The 15262-nt window shown below is 48.6% G+C and carries 15 protein-coding genes; 4 read left to right on the top strand and 11 right to left on the bottom strand.

Annotation, left to right across the window (positions count from 1 at the left end; all coding sequences use genetic code 11):
• Nucleotides 1-272: 272 nt before the first annotated feature.
• Nucleotides 273-1523, top strand: coding sequence for a C40 family peptidase (locus OF158_RS04280; RefSeq protein ID WP_014095902.1), 1251 nt, complete (start codon nt 273-275; stop codon nt 1521-1523).
• A gap of 83 nt (nt 1524-1606) precedes the next feature.
• On the opposite strand, the gene OF158_RS04275 is transcribed toward OF158_RS04280, so the two are convergent.
• The 3 genes from OF158_RS04275 to nagA form a co-directional block, all read right to left on the bottom strand.
• Nucleotides 1607-2317, bottom strand: a complete 711-nt coding sequence (locus tag OF158_RS04275; RefSeq protein ID WP_014095903.1) for a GntR family transcriptional regulator — start codon at nt 2315-2317, stop codon at nt 1607-1609.
• Nucleotides 2310-3032: a glucosamine-6-phosphate deaminase gene (gene nagB / locus OF158_RS04270; RefSeq protein ID WP_272864727.1), complete on the bottom strand. Its 723-nt coding sequence runs from the start codon at nt 3030-3032 to the stop codon at nt 2310-2312. Before nagB ends, OF158_RS04275 begins: the two co-directional genes overlap by 8 nt.
• An 85-nt stretch (nt 3033-3117) precedes the next feature.
• On the bottom strand, nt 3118-4251 hold the full coding sequence (nagA, locus tag OF158_RS04265; protein ID WP_035182262.1) for an N-acetylglucosamine-6-phosphate deacetylase: 1134 nt from the start codon (nt 4249-4251) through the stop codon (nt 3118-3120).
• 199 nt (nt 4252-4450) lie between these two features.
• On the opposite strand from nagA, the gene OF158_RS04260 reads away from it, so the two are divergent.
• Nucleotides 4451-5929 (top strand): MDR family MFS transporter, encoded by a 1479-nt coding sequence (locus OF158_RS04260; protein ID WP_035182264.1) that lies wholly within the window; start codon nt 4451-4453, stop codon nt 5927-5929.
• 180 nt (nt 5930-6109) lie between these two features.
• Here the strand turns inward: OF158_RS04260 and metA are convergent, their stop codons facing one another.
• From metA to OF158_RS04240, 4 genes are all read right to left on the bottom strand, one after another.
• Nucleotides 6110-7015, bottom strand: coding sequence for a homoserine O-acetyltransferase MetA (gene metA, locus OF158_RS04255; RefSeq protein ID WP_014095907.1), 906 nt, complete (start codon nt 7013-7015; stop codon nt 6110-6112).
• Nucleotides 7016-7106: 91 nt separating this feature from the next.
• The gene (manA, locus tag OF158_RS04250) at nt 7107-8054 is read right to left on the bottom strand and encodes a mannose-6-phosphate isomerase, class I (protein ID WP_017551620.1); all 948 of its coding nucleotides are present in this window, start codon (nt 8052-8054) and stop codon (nt 7107-7109) included.
• A gap of 664 nt (nt 8055-8718) precedes the next feature.
• The gene (locus tag OF158_RS04245; RefSeq protein ID WP_035182266.1) at nt 8719-9114 is read right to left on the bottom strand and encodes an SMU1112c/YaeR family gloxylase I-like metalloprotein; all 396 of its coding nucleotides are present in this window, start codon (nt 9112-9114) and stop codon (nt 8719-8721) included.
• Nucleotides 9114-9974: a CvfB family protein gene (locus OF158_RS04240; RefSeq protein ID WP_035182268.1), complete on the bottom strand. Its 861-nt coding sequence runs from the start codon at nt 9972-9974 to the stop codon at nt 9114-9116. The genes OF158_RS04245 and OF158_RS04240 overlap by 1 nt, the downstream gene beginning before the upstream one ends.
• A gap of 103 nt (nt 9975-10077) precedes the next feature.
• Here OF158_RS04240 and OF158_RS04235 point away from each other — a divergent pair, with 103 nt between their 5' ends.
• Complete coding sequence (locus OF158_RS04235) at nt 10078-10266, top strand: hypothetical protein (protein ID WP_014095911.1); 189 nt, start codon at nt 10078-10080, stop codon at nt 10264-10266.
• A gap of 5 nt (nt 10267-10271) precedes the next feature.
• Nucleotides 10272-10403, top strand: coding sequence for a DUF6254 family protein (locus OF158_RS04230; protein WP_014095912.1), 132 nt, complete (start codon nt 10272-10274; stop codon nt 10401-10403).
• 161 nt (nt 10404-10564) lie between these two features.
• Here the strand turns inward: OF158_RS04230 and OF158_RS04225 are convergent, their stop codons facing one another.
• The 4 genes from OF158_RS04225 to galT all read right to left on the bottom strand — a co-directional run bounded on the left by OF158_RS04225 (nt 10565) and on the right by galT (nt 15259).
• Nucleotides 10565-10753: a cold-shock protein gene (locus OF158_RS04225; protein ID WP_014095913.1), complete on the bottom strand. Its 189-nt coding sequence runs from the start codon at nt 10751-10753 to the stop codon at nt 10565-10567.
• Nucleotides 10754-11415: 662 nt separating this feature from the next.
• Nucleotides 11416-12402 carry a LacI family DNA-binding transcriptional regulator gene (locus tag OF158_RS04220; protein ID WP_017551614.1) on the bottom strand — a complete coding sequence of 329 codons (987 nt, stop codon included), beginning with the start codon at nt 12400-12402 and terminating at the stop codon, nt 11416-11418.
• Nucleotides 12403-12421: 19 nt separating this feature from the next.
• Nucleotides 12422-13462, bottom strand: coding sequence for an aldose epimerase family protein (locus tag OF158_RS04215; protein WP_017551613.1), 1041 nt, complete (start codon nt 13460-13462; stop codon nt 12422-12424).
• A gap of 312 nt (nt 13463-13774) precedes the next feature.
• Entirely contained in the window at nt 13775-15259 is a 1485-nt protein-coding gene (gene galT / locus OF158_RS04210; protein WP_035182270.1) for a UDP-glucose--hexose-1-phosphate uridylyltransferase, read from the bottom strand.
• Nucleotides 15260-15262 lie beyond the last annotated feature (3 nt).

The raw sequence follows: 15262 nt of genomic DNA, 5'->3' as shown, positions 1-15262 counted from the left end.
GACGCGGAATTTTTATGGATATCTTAACGTAGAACCGCTCTATGTTAAGGAAGACCCTCAGTTTTCCCGGGTATCTTAACGTAGACGAACTCTATGTTAAGAAAGACCTTCGATTTTGCCGGATATCTTAACAAATTTCGCTATTTCTGCCGCTTTCATTGGAAAAAAGTGCAATCTTTTCCTATAAAATGCCGAAATGGGGTACCATTGTGAAAAAATTTTGATAGAATGTTAAATAGAGAGATAAAAATATAAATGGAGGTTACACGAGTGTGAGAAAGAAAACTGTCTTTTCTGTTGCCGCTACAACCATTCTGGCCACTTCGTTTACATCGCAGGCATTTGCCCAGACATATAAAGTCCAAAAAGGGGATTCCCTCTGGAAAATTGCAAAGAAGTATAATACGTCCGTTGATGCATTGAAATCAACCAACCATTTGGCATCTGACACGATTTACCCGAACCAGGTACTGAACGTTTCAGCGTCCAAGGCAAAAGCTTCGGCCCGTTCTGTTTCGGCCCCATCCTCTTCTGCCAAAACGTACACGGTCAAGCCGGGGGATACATTGAGCACGATTGCCTTAAACCACGGCATATCGGTTTCAAACTTAATGAGCTGGAACAAGCTCTCTTCATCGCTGATCCATCCCGGTGACGTATTGGCTGTTTCCAAAGGGGCAGATTCCGCTTCCTCGTCCAGTTCAAGCAGCAGTTCGCGTTCAACCGGCAGTTCCAGTTCCACGACTACATACACAGTAAAAAGCGGAGACACATTATCCGGCATTAGCAAACAGTTTGGGACAACTGTCAGCAAGCTAAAATCTTTGAACAATTTAAGTTCCGATTTGATTTTTTCCGGTCAGAAGCTAAAAGTAACCGGTAGCAGCTCATCCGGTTCCTCCACATCGGGAACGGCAGGCGCTGCAAGTTCAAACAGTTCCGGTTCCACGGCTACGGCTACATACACGGTAAAAAGCGGAGACACATTGTCCGGCATTAGCAAACAGTACGGAATCACCGTCAGTAAGCTTAAATCTTTGAACAATCTGAGTTCCGACTTGATTTATGCCGGCCAGAAGCTGAAAGTAACCGGCAGTCCGTCCGATTCTTCCAAATCGGTCACAACAGTCGATACAACTTCAGGCAGTACCCATTCTGTATCTTCTTTAATCAGCATTGCGAACAGCTTAATCGGCACGCCGTATGTTTGGGGTGGTACGAGCCCGTCCGGATTTGACTGCAGCGGTTTTATCTATTATGTATACAAAAAAGCCGGGTACAGCATTTCCCGCATGTCCGCAGCAGGCCTTTATAACCGTTCTTACTATGTGAACAGCCCAAAGGCAGGAGATCTCGTCTTCTTTGAAGGCACGTATGGAACCAATCCGAGCGCGATCACGCATGTTGGTATCTATCTCGGCGGCGGCCGGTTTATCGCCGCGAATTCCGATGGCGTATCTGTTTCTTCTGTCGGCTACACGTACTGGAAATCCCATTTTGACAGCTATAAACGTTTCTATTAATGTTCTATAAATTGAACCAAAAAAACCGCGGATCTTCCGCGGTTTTTTTGCATCTGAACCGGCTTGCCCCGATTTGATTCTTCTTACATATAAAATTTAAAGCGGCTGCCGGCGTATTGCGCTTTGACATATTCAAACGGTGTACCGTCTGAAAGCGAAGTCACGCGTTCAATGGACAGCACCGGTGAACCCGGGGCCACTTTTAACAGTTTTGCCAGCCGTGCGCTCGCCGCAACGGCTTCGATTGTCTGGTACCCTTTTCCGAGCCGCAATCCCTTTTCCCGTTCAAGAAACTGGTAGAAAGAACGGTTTAATTTTTCTTCAGTAAGCCCTGCCGCAATCCTTGCCGGGGTGATGATCGATTCGAATACAATCGGGATCTCATCCCCGTAGCGGAGCCGCTCGATATGAAGAACGTTTTCCGGCTCTTTCAGCGTGAGTGCCTCCATTTCCTGCACGGAGGCTTCCCTTTCAAAAAACGCCACGATTTTATTCGAAGCTTTCATCCCGCGCTCTTCCATCAGCCGCGTAAAACTCATCCGCCCTTCCAAAGGCTGCTCCACCTTATGTTCGCTGATAAACGTGCCGCTTCCCCGTTTTCTCATTAAAATGCCTTCATCCACCAAACCTTGTACCGCCTGGCGGACTGTCATTCTGCTCACTTCAAAAAGATCGCTTAACACCCGTTCAGACGGAATGGCTTCGCCTGTTTTCCATTCCCCCTCCCTGATTTTCTTCCGGATTTCTTCCTGAATTTGAAAGTAAATCGGGATCGGGGAGGTTTTGTCAATCATGGCGCTTCCCGGCATCCTCCAGCAAAGAAGCGGCATCTTCATCGGCAACGACAACGACATTCGGATGCATTTGCAGAACGGATGCCGGGCAGGCTTCGTCCACCGGCCCTTTGATCATGCTGCGGACCGCTTCAGCCTTACTTTTGCCGAATGCCAGCAGTACGATTTTTTTCGCGTCCATAATCGAAGCAATCCCCATCGAAAGGGCGCGATCCGGCACATCTTCTTCTCTTTCGAAAAAGCGCCGGTTTGCTTCCCGCGTCGATTCGGTCAGTTCGACAATATGGGTTCTGGAATCGAAGGAAGTGCCCGGTTCATTAAAGCCGATGTGCCCGTTTTTACCGATGCCGAGCACTTGTAGGTCGACCGGATGCGTTTTTAAAATTCTTTCATACCTTGCACATTCTTCTTCGAGGTCTTCCGCCGTTCCATCAGGCAGATACGATTGTTTAAAATTCATATGCGAAAACAGTTCTTTTTCCATGTAATAACGGTAGCTGTGTTCATCGGTATCTTTGAGGCCCACATATTCGTCAAGATTCACAGTGGTAACGTTTGAAACGTCCAGTCCGGCATGCCGCATGTAAGCATACAGCTTCAGCGGCGTGCCGCCCGTTGCAAGCCCGAGCGTGCGGATTTGCCCTTCCCGAATCCCTTTTTCGATCAGTTCATAGGCGTATTTTGCTGCTTCATCGCTTGTTTTAAAAATATGCACATCCATTTTTATCCCCGCTTTCAAAGATGATATGTTTTTTTACCAGATCTTTACTGGTTGTAAGACTCTTTTACTGCGCGACTGGTTATTTCCGCTCTCCAAGGTGATACGTTGCTTTCGCTCGTAATTGTTCATCCAGCAGTACGAAATCGGCATCTTTCCCGGCCGTGAGACTTCCTTTTTGTTCGAGGCCAAACTCGCGCGCCTGGTTCACGGAAGTCATCTGTACCGCTTCTGCAATCGAACAGCCGGTAAATTTCATAATGTTGCGGAATGCATCGTCCATCTTTAAGATGCTGCCGGCAAGCGCACCATTTTCAAGCCGGGCTTCCCCATTTTTCACCAGCACTTTCTGGCCGCCGAGCTCCGACTCCCCGTCCGGCAGCCCTTTCGCCCGCATCGCATCAGTAATGACGGAGATTTTTTCCGGCCCTTTTATTTCATACGTGAACTTCACCATATCCGGATGCACATGGATACCGTCAACAATCAGTTCAACTTGTACATAAGGCGACAGCAACGCATGCCCCGCAACGCCAGGCTCGCGGTGGTGCAGGCCGCGCATGCCATTATAAAGATGGGTCGCGTGTGTTGCCTTGCTTTGTAAAAGTTCAGCACGGACGGCATCTGAATGGCCCATGGAAGGCACGATGCCGCGTTCAATCATCACATTTTCAAATGCCCGTGCACCTTCATTTTCAGGGGCATAGGTGACAAGCTTAATGAGATTGCCAGAAGCTTCAACCCACTTTAAAAACAGTTCCGTGTCCGGCGCCTTAATATATTCAAGCGGCTGGGCCCCCGCTCTTTTTTTCGAAACAAACGGCCCTTCGAGATGAATGCCTTCGATCGTTGTGCCCCCTTTTTCTTTTGCCACTTTAACGGCGCGCAAGGCGGCTTCGATTTTTCCGTAATCCTGGGTCATCGTTGTCGCGAAAAAGGAAGTCACCCCTTCCTGCCGCAACTTTTGGCTTAATGTAACGAGCGCCTCCGGATCGGCATCCATCGCATCAATGCCATAGCCGCCATGGATATGGACATCAATCATGCCCGGGATAGTTGTCATCCCTTTCCCGTCGATCACTTCTTCCCCTGCTTTCGGCCGGTAATCTGCCATTTTGCCGGTTTCAATGATTTTATCTGTAAACCGGATAAATCCGTCTGCAATATGTTCATTCCCTGTATAAAGATTGCTGTGGATCAGCACTTTTTCCGTCAACGGAAAACACCTCTTTTTTAAAATTTATATAGTTGTCTATACCAATTATCATTCATGATGTGTCAGATGTCAATCTTTATTATGGGGAAATGATTTCTTTTTATGCAGATTCTTTCCTGAGTCTAGAAATCTATTTTTCCGCGGCAAGTTGATATATACTAGAAAAAGTGCAGAACGAACAAATCATGGAGGACTTTTTATGAAACAAACCAATGTCAAGACGGTCACAATCGCCCTGTTTGTGGCTACCTTTTTAACAGCCATTGAGGGGACGATTGTCAGCACCGCGATGCCGCGGATTGTGAGCGACCTGAAAGGGATCGGCGTGATGAACTGGGTATTTGCCATTTATTTGCTCACTTCAGCAGTAACGGTTCCAATTTTCGGGAAGCTTGCGGATTTGTACGGTCGCAAAAAAATTTTCACAGCCGGCACCGTTGTTTTTCTTGCCGGTTCGACGTTGTGCGGGCTTGCCGGTTCGATGGGCCAGCTGATTGTGTTCCGTGCCATTCAAGGAATCGGGGCCGGGGCGATCATGCCGGTTACGAATACCATTGTTGCCGATATTTATCCGCATGAAAAACGGGCGAAAATGCTCGGGTTTATGGGCGCGGCATGGGGCATTGCCGGTGTCATCGGGCCTCTTTTCGGCGGTTTCTTTGTCGACCAGCTCACCTGGCACTGGATCTTTTTCATCAATCTGCCGTTTGGTCTGATTTCCGTTTTGATGGTCATCCTGTTTTTACATGAGCCGGTGGAAAAAACGGAAAATGCGATTGATGTATGGGGGGCTGCCACCTTTTCCGCCGGGATGCTCGCGTTGCTTTACGCCCTGCAAAAAGGCGGGGATACAAGCGACTGGGGAAACCCGGTGATTTTGGGATTGTTAGCTGGCAGTGTTATTCTCCTTGGTTTATTCATTTTGATTGAGTACCGGCATCCGGATCCATTAATGCCGCTTTCGTTGTTCCACGTCCGGGCCATTTCGGTTTCAAATCTGGTTTGTTTTTTGGGTAGTGCCGTTCTGATGGGGATTAACGTATATATTCCGATGTGGATCCAAGGGCTTGAAGGGCATGGCGCAACGCTTTCCGGCCTTATGCTGGCACCGAGTCCCGTCTTGTGGATGCTCGGCTCTTTTGCCGGCGGAAGGCTTCAGTTGAAATACGGGGACCGTTTGGCGTTTTTAACGGGGATGGCCTTCATCTTGGGAAGCACTGCCTGGCTCAGCTTGTTTTCATTGGGAACGCAGGAATGGAGTTTTTACGTTTTCTCCGCCATTTCCGGGTTCGGGTTCGGGATTGTGATGACGATCTCGCTCGTTTCGGTTCAGTCGGCGGTGGACTGGTCTTTGCGCGGGGCGGCGACGGCATCGAATACATTTTTCCGGAATCTCGGGCAGTCGGCCGGTTCCGCTGTATTCGGTACGTATTTCAATGCAAAAGTTGCCGAGGAACTTGCGAAAGACAATCCGGGCGGGTTTACGACGAATTCGCTGAACAGGCTGATCAATCCGGAAAGTGCAGGCCGGTTTTCGGAAGCGGCGCGCGATTGGCTGCGGCATGTGCTTTTTTCAGGCATTCATTCGATCTTCATCCTGCTTGCCATAATTTCACTTGTTTGTTTTCTTCTCTCTTTCGCGGTTCCGAAAGCGGAAAGCGAAAAGGGGCTGTCCTGATACGCGGGGCTGCCTCTTTTTTTGGGATGCTTCTGATAGCAGTTGGGGGCTTTTTGCCGTTTACGCATTGTCCTTTAGCAAGCTTCAAAGGAACAAAAGCCAGCTGAATCGAACGGTAACTTTCTTTTGAAATCCCCAAGCACCAAAAAAGCCGCCCCTGTTTGTGGGACAGCTCTTTGTTTACCATTGGTATGGTGTTTCTTGGTATACATAATAGTTCAGCCAATTGGAAAAAAGTAAGTAGCTGTGCGAGCGCCATGTATGGAGCGGCCTCTCATTGGCATCGTTATTCGGAAAATAATTTTTCGGGAGGGCGGTACCAAGGCCCCTTTGCTGATCGCGCACATATTCATCAGCAAGGGTTGTAGCGTCATATTCCAAATGGCCGGTGATCATAATATTTTTCCCGTTTTCGTCCATCACAATGAATGGCGCACCCTCTTCCGATATGGAAACGAGCTGCAGTTCCGAATGGTTTTCAATGGCTCCGCGTGCAACATCCGTATAGCGGGAATGGGGCGCGTTAAAAACCTCATCAAATCCGCGGACCAGCTTGACCATCGGCAAAAACAAGCGGTGTTTGAAAATGCCGAAACACTTTTCCGGCAGTTCGTACTTCTCAATGCCGTAATGGTAGTACAATGCAGCCTGCGCGCCCCAGCAAATATGTAATGTCGACGTGACATTGGTTTTGGTCCAATCCATGATTTGCTTCAGCTCGTCCCAATAATCCACCGCTTCGAAATCCATTTTTTCAACCGGGGCACCGGTAATAATCATCCCGTCAAAACGGCGGCTTTTCACCTCGTCAAAAACCGTGTAAAAATGTTCTAAATGGTAGCTGCTGACGTTTTTGGATTGGTAAGTCGACGTCCGGAGAAAAGTGATGTTGACCTGCAACGGCGTATTGCCAAGAAGGCGCAGCAGCTGCAACTCCGTCTTTTCTTTTTCCGGCATTAAATTTAAGATTAATATATTCAGCGGACGGATATCCTGCGTTCTCGCCCTGTCCTCATCCATCACAAAAATTTTCTCTTGTCTCAGCAGCTCTCCGGCAGGTAAATCTTTCGGTATATTGATTGGCATTTTCAACGTCTCCCCCATACTCAGTTGTCATGTATTTTTCATTATATCGGTTTTCTGCCGTTTGCTGCAATATTCTTGATAGACAGACAGTTTACGGATGGGATATGATCAGCGTCAGATGACCTTCCAGTTCAAAATGGCCAAATCCGGACGGCAGCAGAAAATGCATCCCTTTTTCAAGCGGATAAGTTTTTCCGTCGGCTTTCATGGCCCCTTCCCCGTCAAGCACGCTGGCCAGTTCGAACGGTTTGTTTTGGGTAAACGATGCGGTTCCTTTTACATCCCATTTATATACAGAGAAAAAGGCTTCCTTTGCAAACGTTGTGATGGTAACACCCGGTTTTTCTTCCGTACGGGGGAGGACTGCGGCATCCCGGTGCGGTATCGTTGTAACATCAATGGCTTTTTGCAAATGCAGTTCACGTTTGTTGCCGGCAGCATCCGTCCGGTCGTAGTCATAAACGCGGTACGTTGTATCACTGCTTTGCTGCGTTTCGAGCACAAGCGTCCCTTCACAAAGAGCATGAATCGTCCCGCTCGGCACATAGAAAAAGTCCCCCGGGTGAATCGGCACTTTGCGCAGCAGGCTGTCCCATTTTCCTTCTTCAACCAGGCGGACGAATTCTTCTTTCGTTTTGGCATGATGCCCGTAAACGAGCTGTGCGTCTTCCTTGCAATCAATGATGTACCAGCATTCCGTTTTGCCAAGTTCTCCGTTTTCGTGTTCATTGGCGTATGCATCATCCGGGTGAACCTGAACCGATAAATCTGCATTTGCATCGAGAATTTTCGTCAGGAGCGGGAATCCTTTTCCAGACATTCCGCCGAACAAGTCACGTCTTTCTTCCCACAGTTCCATCAAGGTTTTGCCGGCAAATTCACCGTTTTTTACAGTCGACGGGCCGTTCGGATGGCCGGAAATAGCCCAGCACTCCCCTGTATGGTCAGACGGGATGCGGTAACCAAACCGGTCCCTCAGCGCGGTTCCTCCCCAAATTCTTTCTTTAAAAACCGGTTCAAGAAATAAAGGCTCGCTCATTCAAATCTTCCTCCTTGAAAGGCAATCCTTTGCTCAAATATGAACAAAGCATTTTCAGTCCTTTTCATTATAGCATACCGCTCCTGCACCCGCGCCGGTTATCCCGTGTTTTTGCACCGGCCATTTGCTTTCCGCACGCAAAATTTTTTTGCCCGTTTGGGGACGTTTTTCATTTCTTGCCTGCCATTTTTTGCTGTCCCGGTATCCCCGTGTTTTTGCACCGGCCGTTTGTCTTCAGCTATCTTCTGCACGCAAAATTTTTTGCCCATTTGGGACCATTTTTCGTTTCTTGCCTGCCATTTTTTGCTGTCCCGGTATCCCCGTGTTTTTCAATCGGCCGTTTGTCTTCAGCTATCTTCTGCATGCAAAATTTTTTGCCCATTTGGAACCATTTTTCGTTTCTTGCCTGCCATTTTTTGCTGTCCCGGTATCCCCGTGTTTTTCAATCGGCCGTTTGTCTTCAGCTATCTTCTGAGCGAAAAATTTTTTGCCCATTTGGAACCATTTTTCGTTTCTTGCCTGCCATTTTTTTGCTGTCCGGATGCCGCTTTTTTGTTTGCCAAATTTTAGTGTTTATACGGGGGCGTTTTCTATTTCTTTATCTGCCAATCTGTTTTTTTGCACCGGCCGTTTGTCTGCAAATTTTTTCATCCGCAGTAACAGGTCAGCTTTCATACAATTCGATCGGAAGACCGTCGGGATCCTGGAAAAAGGTGAATTTTTTATCTGTAAGCGGGTCAATGCGGATGTCTTCTACTTGAATGCCCATTTCTTCAAGCCGCTTTTTATCCGCTTCTACATCGTCCGTTTCAAATGCAAGATGCCGCAAGCCCGCAGCTTCCGGAAATGACGGACGCGCGGGCGGATTCGGAAAGGAAAACAGCTCGATCTGATATACGCCGCCGACCGAAAGATCCAGTTTGTAGGAATCCCGCTCTTTCCGATATACTTCCCGCACCGGCTCCAATCCGAGGCAATCGACATAAAAATGCTTTGATTTTGCATAATCGGAACAAATGATGGCAATATGGTGAATGCGTTTCAACCTTGGAGCTGCCATTACTTTCCCTCCTTCCGATAAGTCCAGCCTTCTTCTTGATAGACGGTGCCGTTTTTCATCAGACGGCCGAGCGCACGTTTAAACGCCGCTTTGCTGATGCCAAACCGCTCCTGAATCTCTTCCGGCATGCTTTTATCCCAATACGGCATTTTTCCGCCGCGGGAATCCATATAGGCAAGGATATTTTCCGCATCTTTATCCAATGCTTCATAAGCGCGCCCCAAAAGCGAGACATTCAGTGTCCCGTCTTCTTTTACATCAATGACGCGGCCTTCCACTTTCTGCCCGAGGCGCGGTTCGTTTTTGCGCTGTGATTCATGGATGAAGCCAATAAAGCCCTCATCGGTTATGATTGAAGAACCCGCTTTTGTCAGTCGGAACACATGCCCGGTGACATCTTTGTTCCACATTTCACGACCGGCTTGTTTCGCTAAATCCCTGACCATGTTTTCTTCGGCTAATTTTGCGAATAAGCGCCCATGTTTGTCAAGATCAAGGGTAATGTATAAACGATCGCCTTTTTCCGGCCAGAGCGAGCGGATCGGGGGCAAGTCATCAACAGAAAGAAGCATGTCTTTGTGAATTCCGATCGAAACGAAAACGCCAAGTTTTTCTTTGGTGCCGGCAACTTCCGCCCAGCCGTATGTCCCCAATCGGATGTCCGGAATCACATTTGTCGCGGCCAGCCTCCCCTGATGGTCCTGATATAGAAAGACCGTTTGCACCGCTTCCGGATCAAAGGGTTCCACAATATCCCGGTGATGCAGGAGCACGTCTTCTGTCCCGTTAGATAAAAAATAACCGAACGGCGCTTCCCGCACCACCGTAAGTTCGGCAACGGTTCCTGGTGTTAAATCCATTGCAGCAGTTTCCTCCTCCGTAAATCGTTTGCTTCATAATAGGTAATTATAACATTGATCGGCGGAAAACATGATTTTATTTTGAACAAGGAGTGGAAATACTATGCCTGACAAACGTGAGGTGACGCATCGGGACAATGAGGCGGAAACGGTTGTCAATGATGCGCATGGGAGCAACCAGGTTGGCTTGTTCAGTGAACATAAGCCTTATAAACCGTTTGCTGTGACAGCGCTTGAAACGGATAAGGATATGAAAAGATTCGCGAAATTTACAGATGGCAAACAGGAGTGATCCAAGTGAGTAAATCAAAGCGCGAAGAAGAACGACAGTGGAAAGTCCGGAAAGAATCGCAAAACCCGCACGGCAAAGTGAAATCTCTGGAAGAAATCGCGGATGAGATATTCGCCGAATGGAAAGAAAAAAAGTGAGATAAAGGGGTGCTTTCATGGCACCCCTTTTGTATGCTGGAGACCGCGCGCAATCGGGTTTTACAAAAAATGGCTTAACGATTCCCGCAGATAGTAAAAAACCCGTTGAAAACAGGGGTTTCAACAGGCCCGAAAAATGGCAACAAAAAATAACTGTTTTTTTAACTTCCGATAACTGGCAGCACGCGTACTTCTTTTTTCATATCGGAGTGGCAGAGCGGGCAGTGCGGCTTTTCTTCAAAAGTAAAGTTTTCACGCATAAAACCGTTGCAATCATCGTTTGTGCAGGCCCATACGGTCGTTTCCACCTCAGGCACCGGCTCCTTCTGGTTATTAAAATATGCCATCATAAAAGACTCCCTTCTTATGTTTAGTATAACACACTTTAACACAAAAAAGGGGACCGGCCCTGCTGCGTTAACGTATGCAGGCAAGTGTGCAAACCGTCCCGGCGCATTCGTGCATGCTTCTATTATATGCATGCGGCCCCGGCTTTATGCGGGCCTCCGCTTTGCACGAGGCAAGTGCTGCAGCCTGGAACCGGGCTGGAGCCGGGATCCACACTGCTCGATACATTTGCAAAACCTGCCTTAATCGCTACTCTACTTTTCGCAAAGCCGCGGCCATTCTTTCGCGCCACTGCTATTTTTGAAGCAGGTACTTGCAATGCTTCAAGGCATTGCATCATCTGCCCTAAAATCCTGCCCACTTACGACAGGTTTGCGGCGGTTTTGTTTGCAATATATGCCATTTCGAAACAGCAACCTATACTCGCACTGCCCCGATGCATTTGCAAAGCCTGCCTTAATCGCTACTCTACTTTTCGCAAAGCCCGCCCATTTTCTTTCGTGCCCCCGCTATTATTGAAACCGGGACCTGCACTGCTTCGGCACCTTTGCATCATCTGCCCTAAAATTTACTCCGCTTTCCGTAAAGTTCGCGGCCATACCATTCCAAAACCAAGATCGCAACAGACAGCCTCAAAATCATTTTTACCCGCTTTCCCACTCACTCATCCGCTTTTGCGGCAAACAAGTTTTGTGGCAATAAAAATTTTCTTTGCAACGGTTCTGCCTTCCAAACGTTCCAGCAGCGTATCGACTGCTGTCTCGCCCATCAATTCCGTATACACTTTCACAGTAGAAAGCGGCGGGAAAACATATTTGGACAGCGAGATGTCATTGACGCCGATAAGGCTCACGCGGCCGGGCACCGGGATGTTGTTTTCCGCAAGCGCCTTAAGGCACCCGATCGCAATCGCATCATTGGCGGCAAAAAAAGCGGTCGGAAGCGCGTCCCCGTGTTCGCGGATCGCCTCGTTCATCAACTGGTATCCGTCTTCAGTCGAAAACGCACCGATATATACCCATTTTTCATTCCAGCGGCCTGCTGCCTGCATCCAGCGCCTGAACGCCGTTTCGCGCGGATCCTCAATCGTGGCGGACGCATCTTTATAATTTTCCCTGCCGCCGATAAAGCCGATTTGTGTATGGCCTTTTTCCGTAAAATAGGCGAGCACTTTTTCTGTCGCTTTTTCAAAATCGGCCACAACAGCATCAAAGCGGTTGTCGTCAGGCGAGCAGTCGACAAATACGATATTCGGGGTAACAGAGAGAAGCTTCTCCACTTGCGCCAGGCTGAATTTCCCGACAGCAATAATGCCCTGGATTTGCTCTTTCCCCATCTCTTCCAAATGCGTCAAATCGTATTTCGTCAGCCGGATATTTTTCATGCTGCAGCGTGCTTCAATGCCCATTCTGATCGATAAATAATACAAATCATTCAGCTCTTCTTGTTCCGTATACCAGTACACTAGCGCAATTTTAATTTTTTCCGGTTTCCGGGCTGTTTTTTTCTTGTAGGAAAGCGCTTCAGCCGCTTCAAAGATTCTTTTTTTCGTATCGTCACTAACGGAAAGTGACGGGTCGTTATTCAGCACGCGTGAAACCGTTGAAATGGAAACACCCGCCTTCTCTGCAATATCTTTAATCGTTGCCATGCTTACACCTCAATCTTTTTCAACCAAAAATCCATTTTGTATGGGCACGGTATGTTTCACCCGGCTCTAGAATCACAGACGGGTATTCAGGGTGATGGATCGCATCCGGCACACCCTGCGTCTCAAGGCAGACCGCCAAATAATCTGAAGGCTTGCGGCCGCGGATTTCATATTCGTCATTGCCCATTGTATTGCAAGTATAAACGACGACGCAAGGCTGGTCGGTTTCCACCGTCAGCACGCGCCCGCTCTCTTCGTCTTTTAAGCGGATCGTTTTTTCCGTTTCCGGCAATAAAAACGCGTGGTCATAGCCGTTTCCGACAAGGACGTTTTGCGGATGATCTGATACCGTGCCGTCTTCGATTTTTCGCCCGTTCCGAAAATCGAACGCGGTGCCGGTGACATCGAAAGTTTTCCCTGTCGGCAGCGTTTCCTGGCCAAGTTCAAGCACACGGTTACTCGGGATTTGCAATTTGTGCCCGCGTACATCGCGTTTCATATCGCCGCTTAAATTGAAGTATGCATGATTGGTCATGTTGACGATCGTTTTTTTATCCGTATGTGCCTGATAAGACAGCTTCAGTTCTTGTTCATTTGTTAAAAGATAGGTCACGGTGGCATCGAGATTTCCGGGATAGCCTTCTTCGCCGTCCGGGCTTATATGCGTAAATTTCACACCAACTGCGCCGTCTTGTTCAATGGGTGTGCTGTCCCAGATGACGGCGTTAAACCCTTTGAAGCCGCCATGGAGATGGTTGCGGTTTTCATTGGCAGAAAGCTTGTATGTTTTGCCGTCCAGTTCAAAAGAAGCTCCGGCGATCCTGCCGGCAATACGGCCGATGATAGCGCCGAAATACGGAACACCATGGAGGTAGCCGTCAAGGTTGTCATACCCGAGCACGATATTTTCCGCTTTGCCGTTTTTGTCCGGCACGATGATCTTATTGATGATGCAACCGTATTCAAGCACCGTTACAGATATGCCGCGGTCATTTTTCAATTCATAAGCATGGACCGGACGCCCTTCCAATTCCCCAAACAATGCCTTTTTTATTTCCATTTTGATCAGCCCTTTTCCGTTAAAGATTGCGGGCCATATAAAACGGCCCGGTGTACCCGTCTGAGCTAAAAGTTACGGAATGTGATCTGCAGCCCCCTATATGCGTCAAAAGCGTATGCTAAAAATGTTGGAACGCGTTGCCGGCTCCTGTTCCCCGCGGCCGCGCCAATCGCTTCCGGAATCCGCAGCCGGCCTGAAAGCCACGTAAAAAACCGGCCTGCTGTTTGGTGTGCGCGGTACATTCCGGAAGGCGTTTAGCAGCCCGCACCCTTTCACCGTGAACATGCGCAAAAAAAGGTTGGAACGGACCGCCTACAACTTACGCAAAAAATTCCGGAATGCCTGTTTTCCTCTTTCGTCCCGTTTAAAGACGCCGGCGTGCTGCAAAACTTGCAAGAAGACTTTGCCCACTTCGTTGCGGACGATGCCTTCCACGTTTTCCGCTGCCACCGTGCCTTCGTATTTTTTCTTTAAACCGTTTGCCCAGTCAAGATGGTAGGCGGCAATGGCGTTCGGCTGCCCGAGCAAATATTTCTCCACTTCGGCCAGCTCATTTTTCAGCCGTGCCGGCAGAACCGCAAGCCCCATCACTTCAATCAGCCCGATATTTTCTTTTTTAATATGATGGACCTCGGCGTGCGGGTGGAAAATGCCAAGCGGATGGGTTTCGCTTGTCCGGTTGTTGCGGAGCACAAGATCAAGTTCAAACCGGCCCGCGCGTTTTCTTGCGATCGGCGTAATCGTGTTATGCGGCGTCCCGTTTGTTTCCGCGAGAATGTCGGCGGAAGGATCGCTGTACTGTTTCCAGATTTGCAAAATATGATCCGCGGCCTCTGTAAGCCGTGCCGCCTCTGCACTTCGCAGCCGGATGACCGACATTGGCCATTTGATAACGGCGGCTTCCACATCCGGAAATGCCTTCATTTCAAACTGCCAGTCGTCAGCCGCTTTTGCCATCGCAAATTCATAACGCCCGCCCTGATAATGGTCGTGCGACAAAATCGAACCGCCGACAATCGGCAGATCGGCATTTGAACCAAGGAAATAATGCGGGAACCTCCCGACAAATTCAAGCAATCTTTGAAAAGCCGCTTTGTCGATTTTCATATCACGGTGCGTTTCCGACAGCACGATGCAATGTTCGTTGTAATATACATACGGTGAATATTGCAAATACCACGGCTCGCCGCCGAGGGTAAGGCGGATAAGCCGGTGGTTCGACCGTGCCGGATGCCCCGTTCTGCCGGCATATCCCTCGTTTTCCATACAAAGCAGGCATTTCGGGTAATGGCCTTTTTTGGCGTTTTTTTCCCTGGCAATTGACTTCGGGTCTTTTTCCGGTTTTGAAAGATTGATGGTAATGTCAAGATCGCCGTATTCCGTTGGCGTCTTGTATACAATGTTTTTCGCAATCTGCTTCGTTTGGATATAATTGCTGTGTTTGCTTAATGCGTAAAAATAATCGGTCGCTTCAGCCGGGCTTTCCGCATATTTTTCCCGGAAAATATGGTTTACCGTTGACGGGCGCGGCGTAAACACATTCATGATGTGGCTTGCAAAAATGTCTTTCTCATCCAATACATCCTGAATGATGCCTTTTTCGCACGCGTAACGGACAAGGATGCGGAGGAGATCAGGAATATCCTGATCCGCCCCGCCTTCTTCCGGTTCATGAAATTCATCCAGATGCAAAAGTGACAGCACCTGGTTTCTCGCATACACCCGGTCTTCTTCCCCGATTAACCCGGCACGGACAGCCTTGTTTACAAGCTGCTCGACCGTTTCAAAAATTGCCACTGG

The organism is Weizmannia sp. WK01, from assembly GCF_025905465.1.
In the GTDB taxonomy this organism is placed as follows: Bacteria; Bacillota; Bacilli; order Bacillales; family Bacillaceae_C; genus Weizmannia; species Weizmannia faecalis.
This window is presented reverse-complemented; position numbering and strand designations above follow the sequence as displayed.

What these genes read in the sequence shown, in the direction of transcription:
- OF158_RS04275 (WP_014095903.1), bottom strand. Translation starts at nt 2,317, where the DNA reads ATGATTGACAAAACCTCCCCGATCCCGATTTACTTTCAAATTCAGGAA.
- OF158_RS04260 (WP_035182264.1), top strand. Translation starts at nt 4,451, where the DNA reads ATGAAACAAACCAATGTCAAGACGGTCACAATCGCCCTGTTTGTGGCT.
- metA (WP_014095907.1), bottom strand. Translation starts at nt 7,015, where the DNA reads ATGCCAATCAATATACCGAAAGATTTACCTGCCGGAGAGCTGCTGAGA.
- manA (WP_017551620.1), bottom strand. Translation starts at nt 8,054, where the DNA reads ATGAGCGAGCCTTTATTTCTTGAACCGGTTTTTAAAGAAAGAATTTGG.
- OF158_RS04245 (WP_035182266.1), bottom strand. Translation starts at nt 9,114, where the DNA reads ATGGCAGCTCCAAGGTTGAAACGCATTCACCATATTGCCATCATTTGT.
- OF158_RS04240 (WP_035182268.1), bottom strand. Translation starts at nt 9,974, where the DNA reads ATGGATTTAACACCAGGAACCGTTGCCGAACTTACGGTGGTGCGGGAA.
- OF158_RS04235 (WP_014095911.1), top strand. Translation starts at nt 10,078, where the DNA reads ATGCCTGACAAACGTGAGGTGACGCATCGGGACAATGAGGCGGAAACG.
- OF158_RS04225 (WP_014095913.1), bottom strand. Translation starts at nt 10,753, where the DNA reads ATGATGGCATATTTTAATAACCAGAAGGAGCCGGTGCCTGAGGTGGAA.
- OF158_RS04220 (WP_017551614.1), bottom strand. Translation starts at nt 12,402, where the DNA reads ATGGCAACGATTAAAGATATTGCAGAGAAGGCGGGTGTTTCCATTTCA.
- OF158_RS04215 (WP_017551613.1), bottom strand. Translation starts at nt 13,462, where the DNA reads ATGGAAATAAAAAAGGCATTGTTTGGGGAATTGGAAGGGCGTCCGGTC.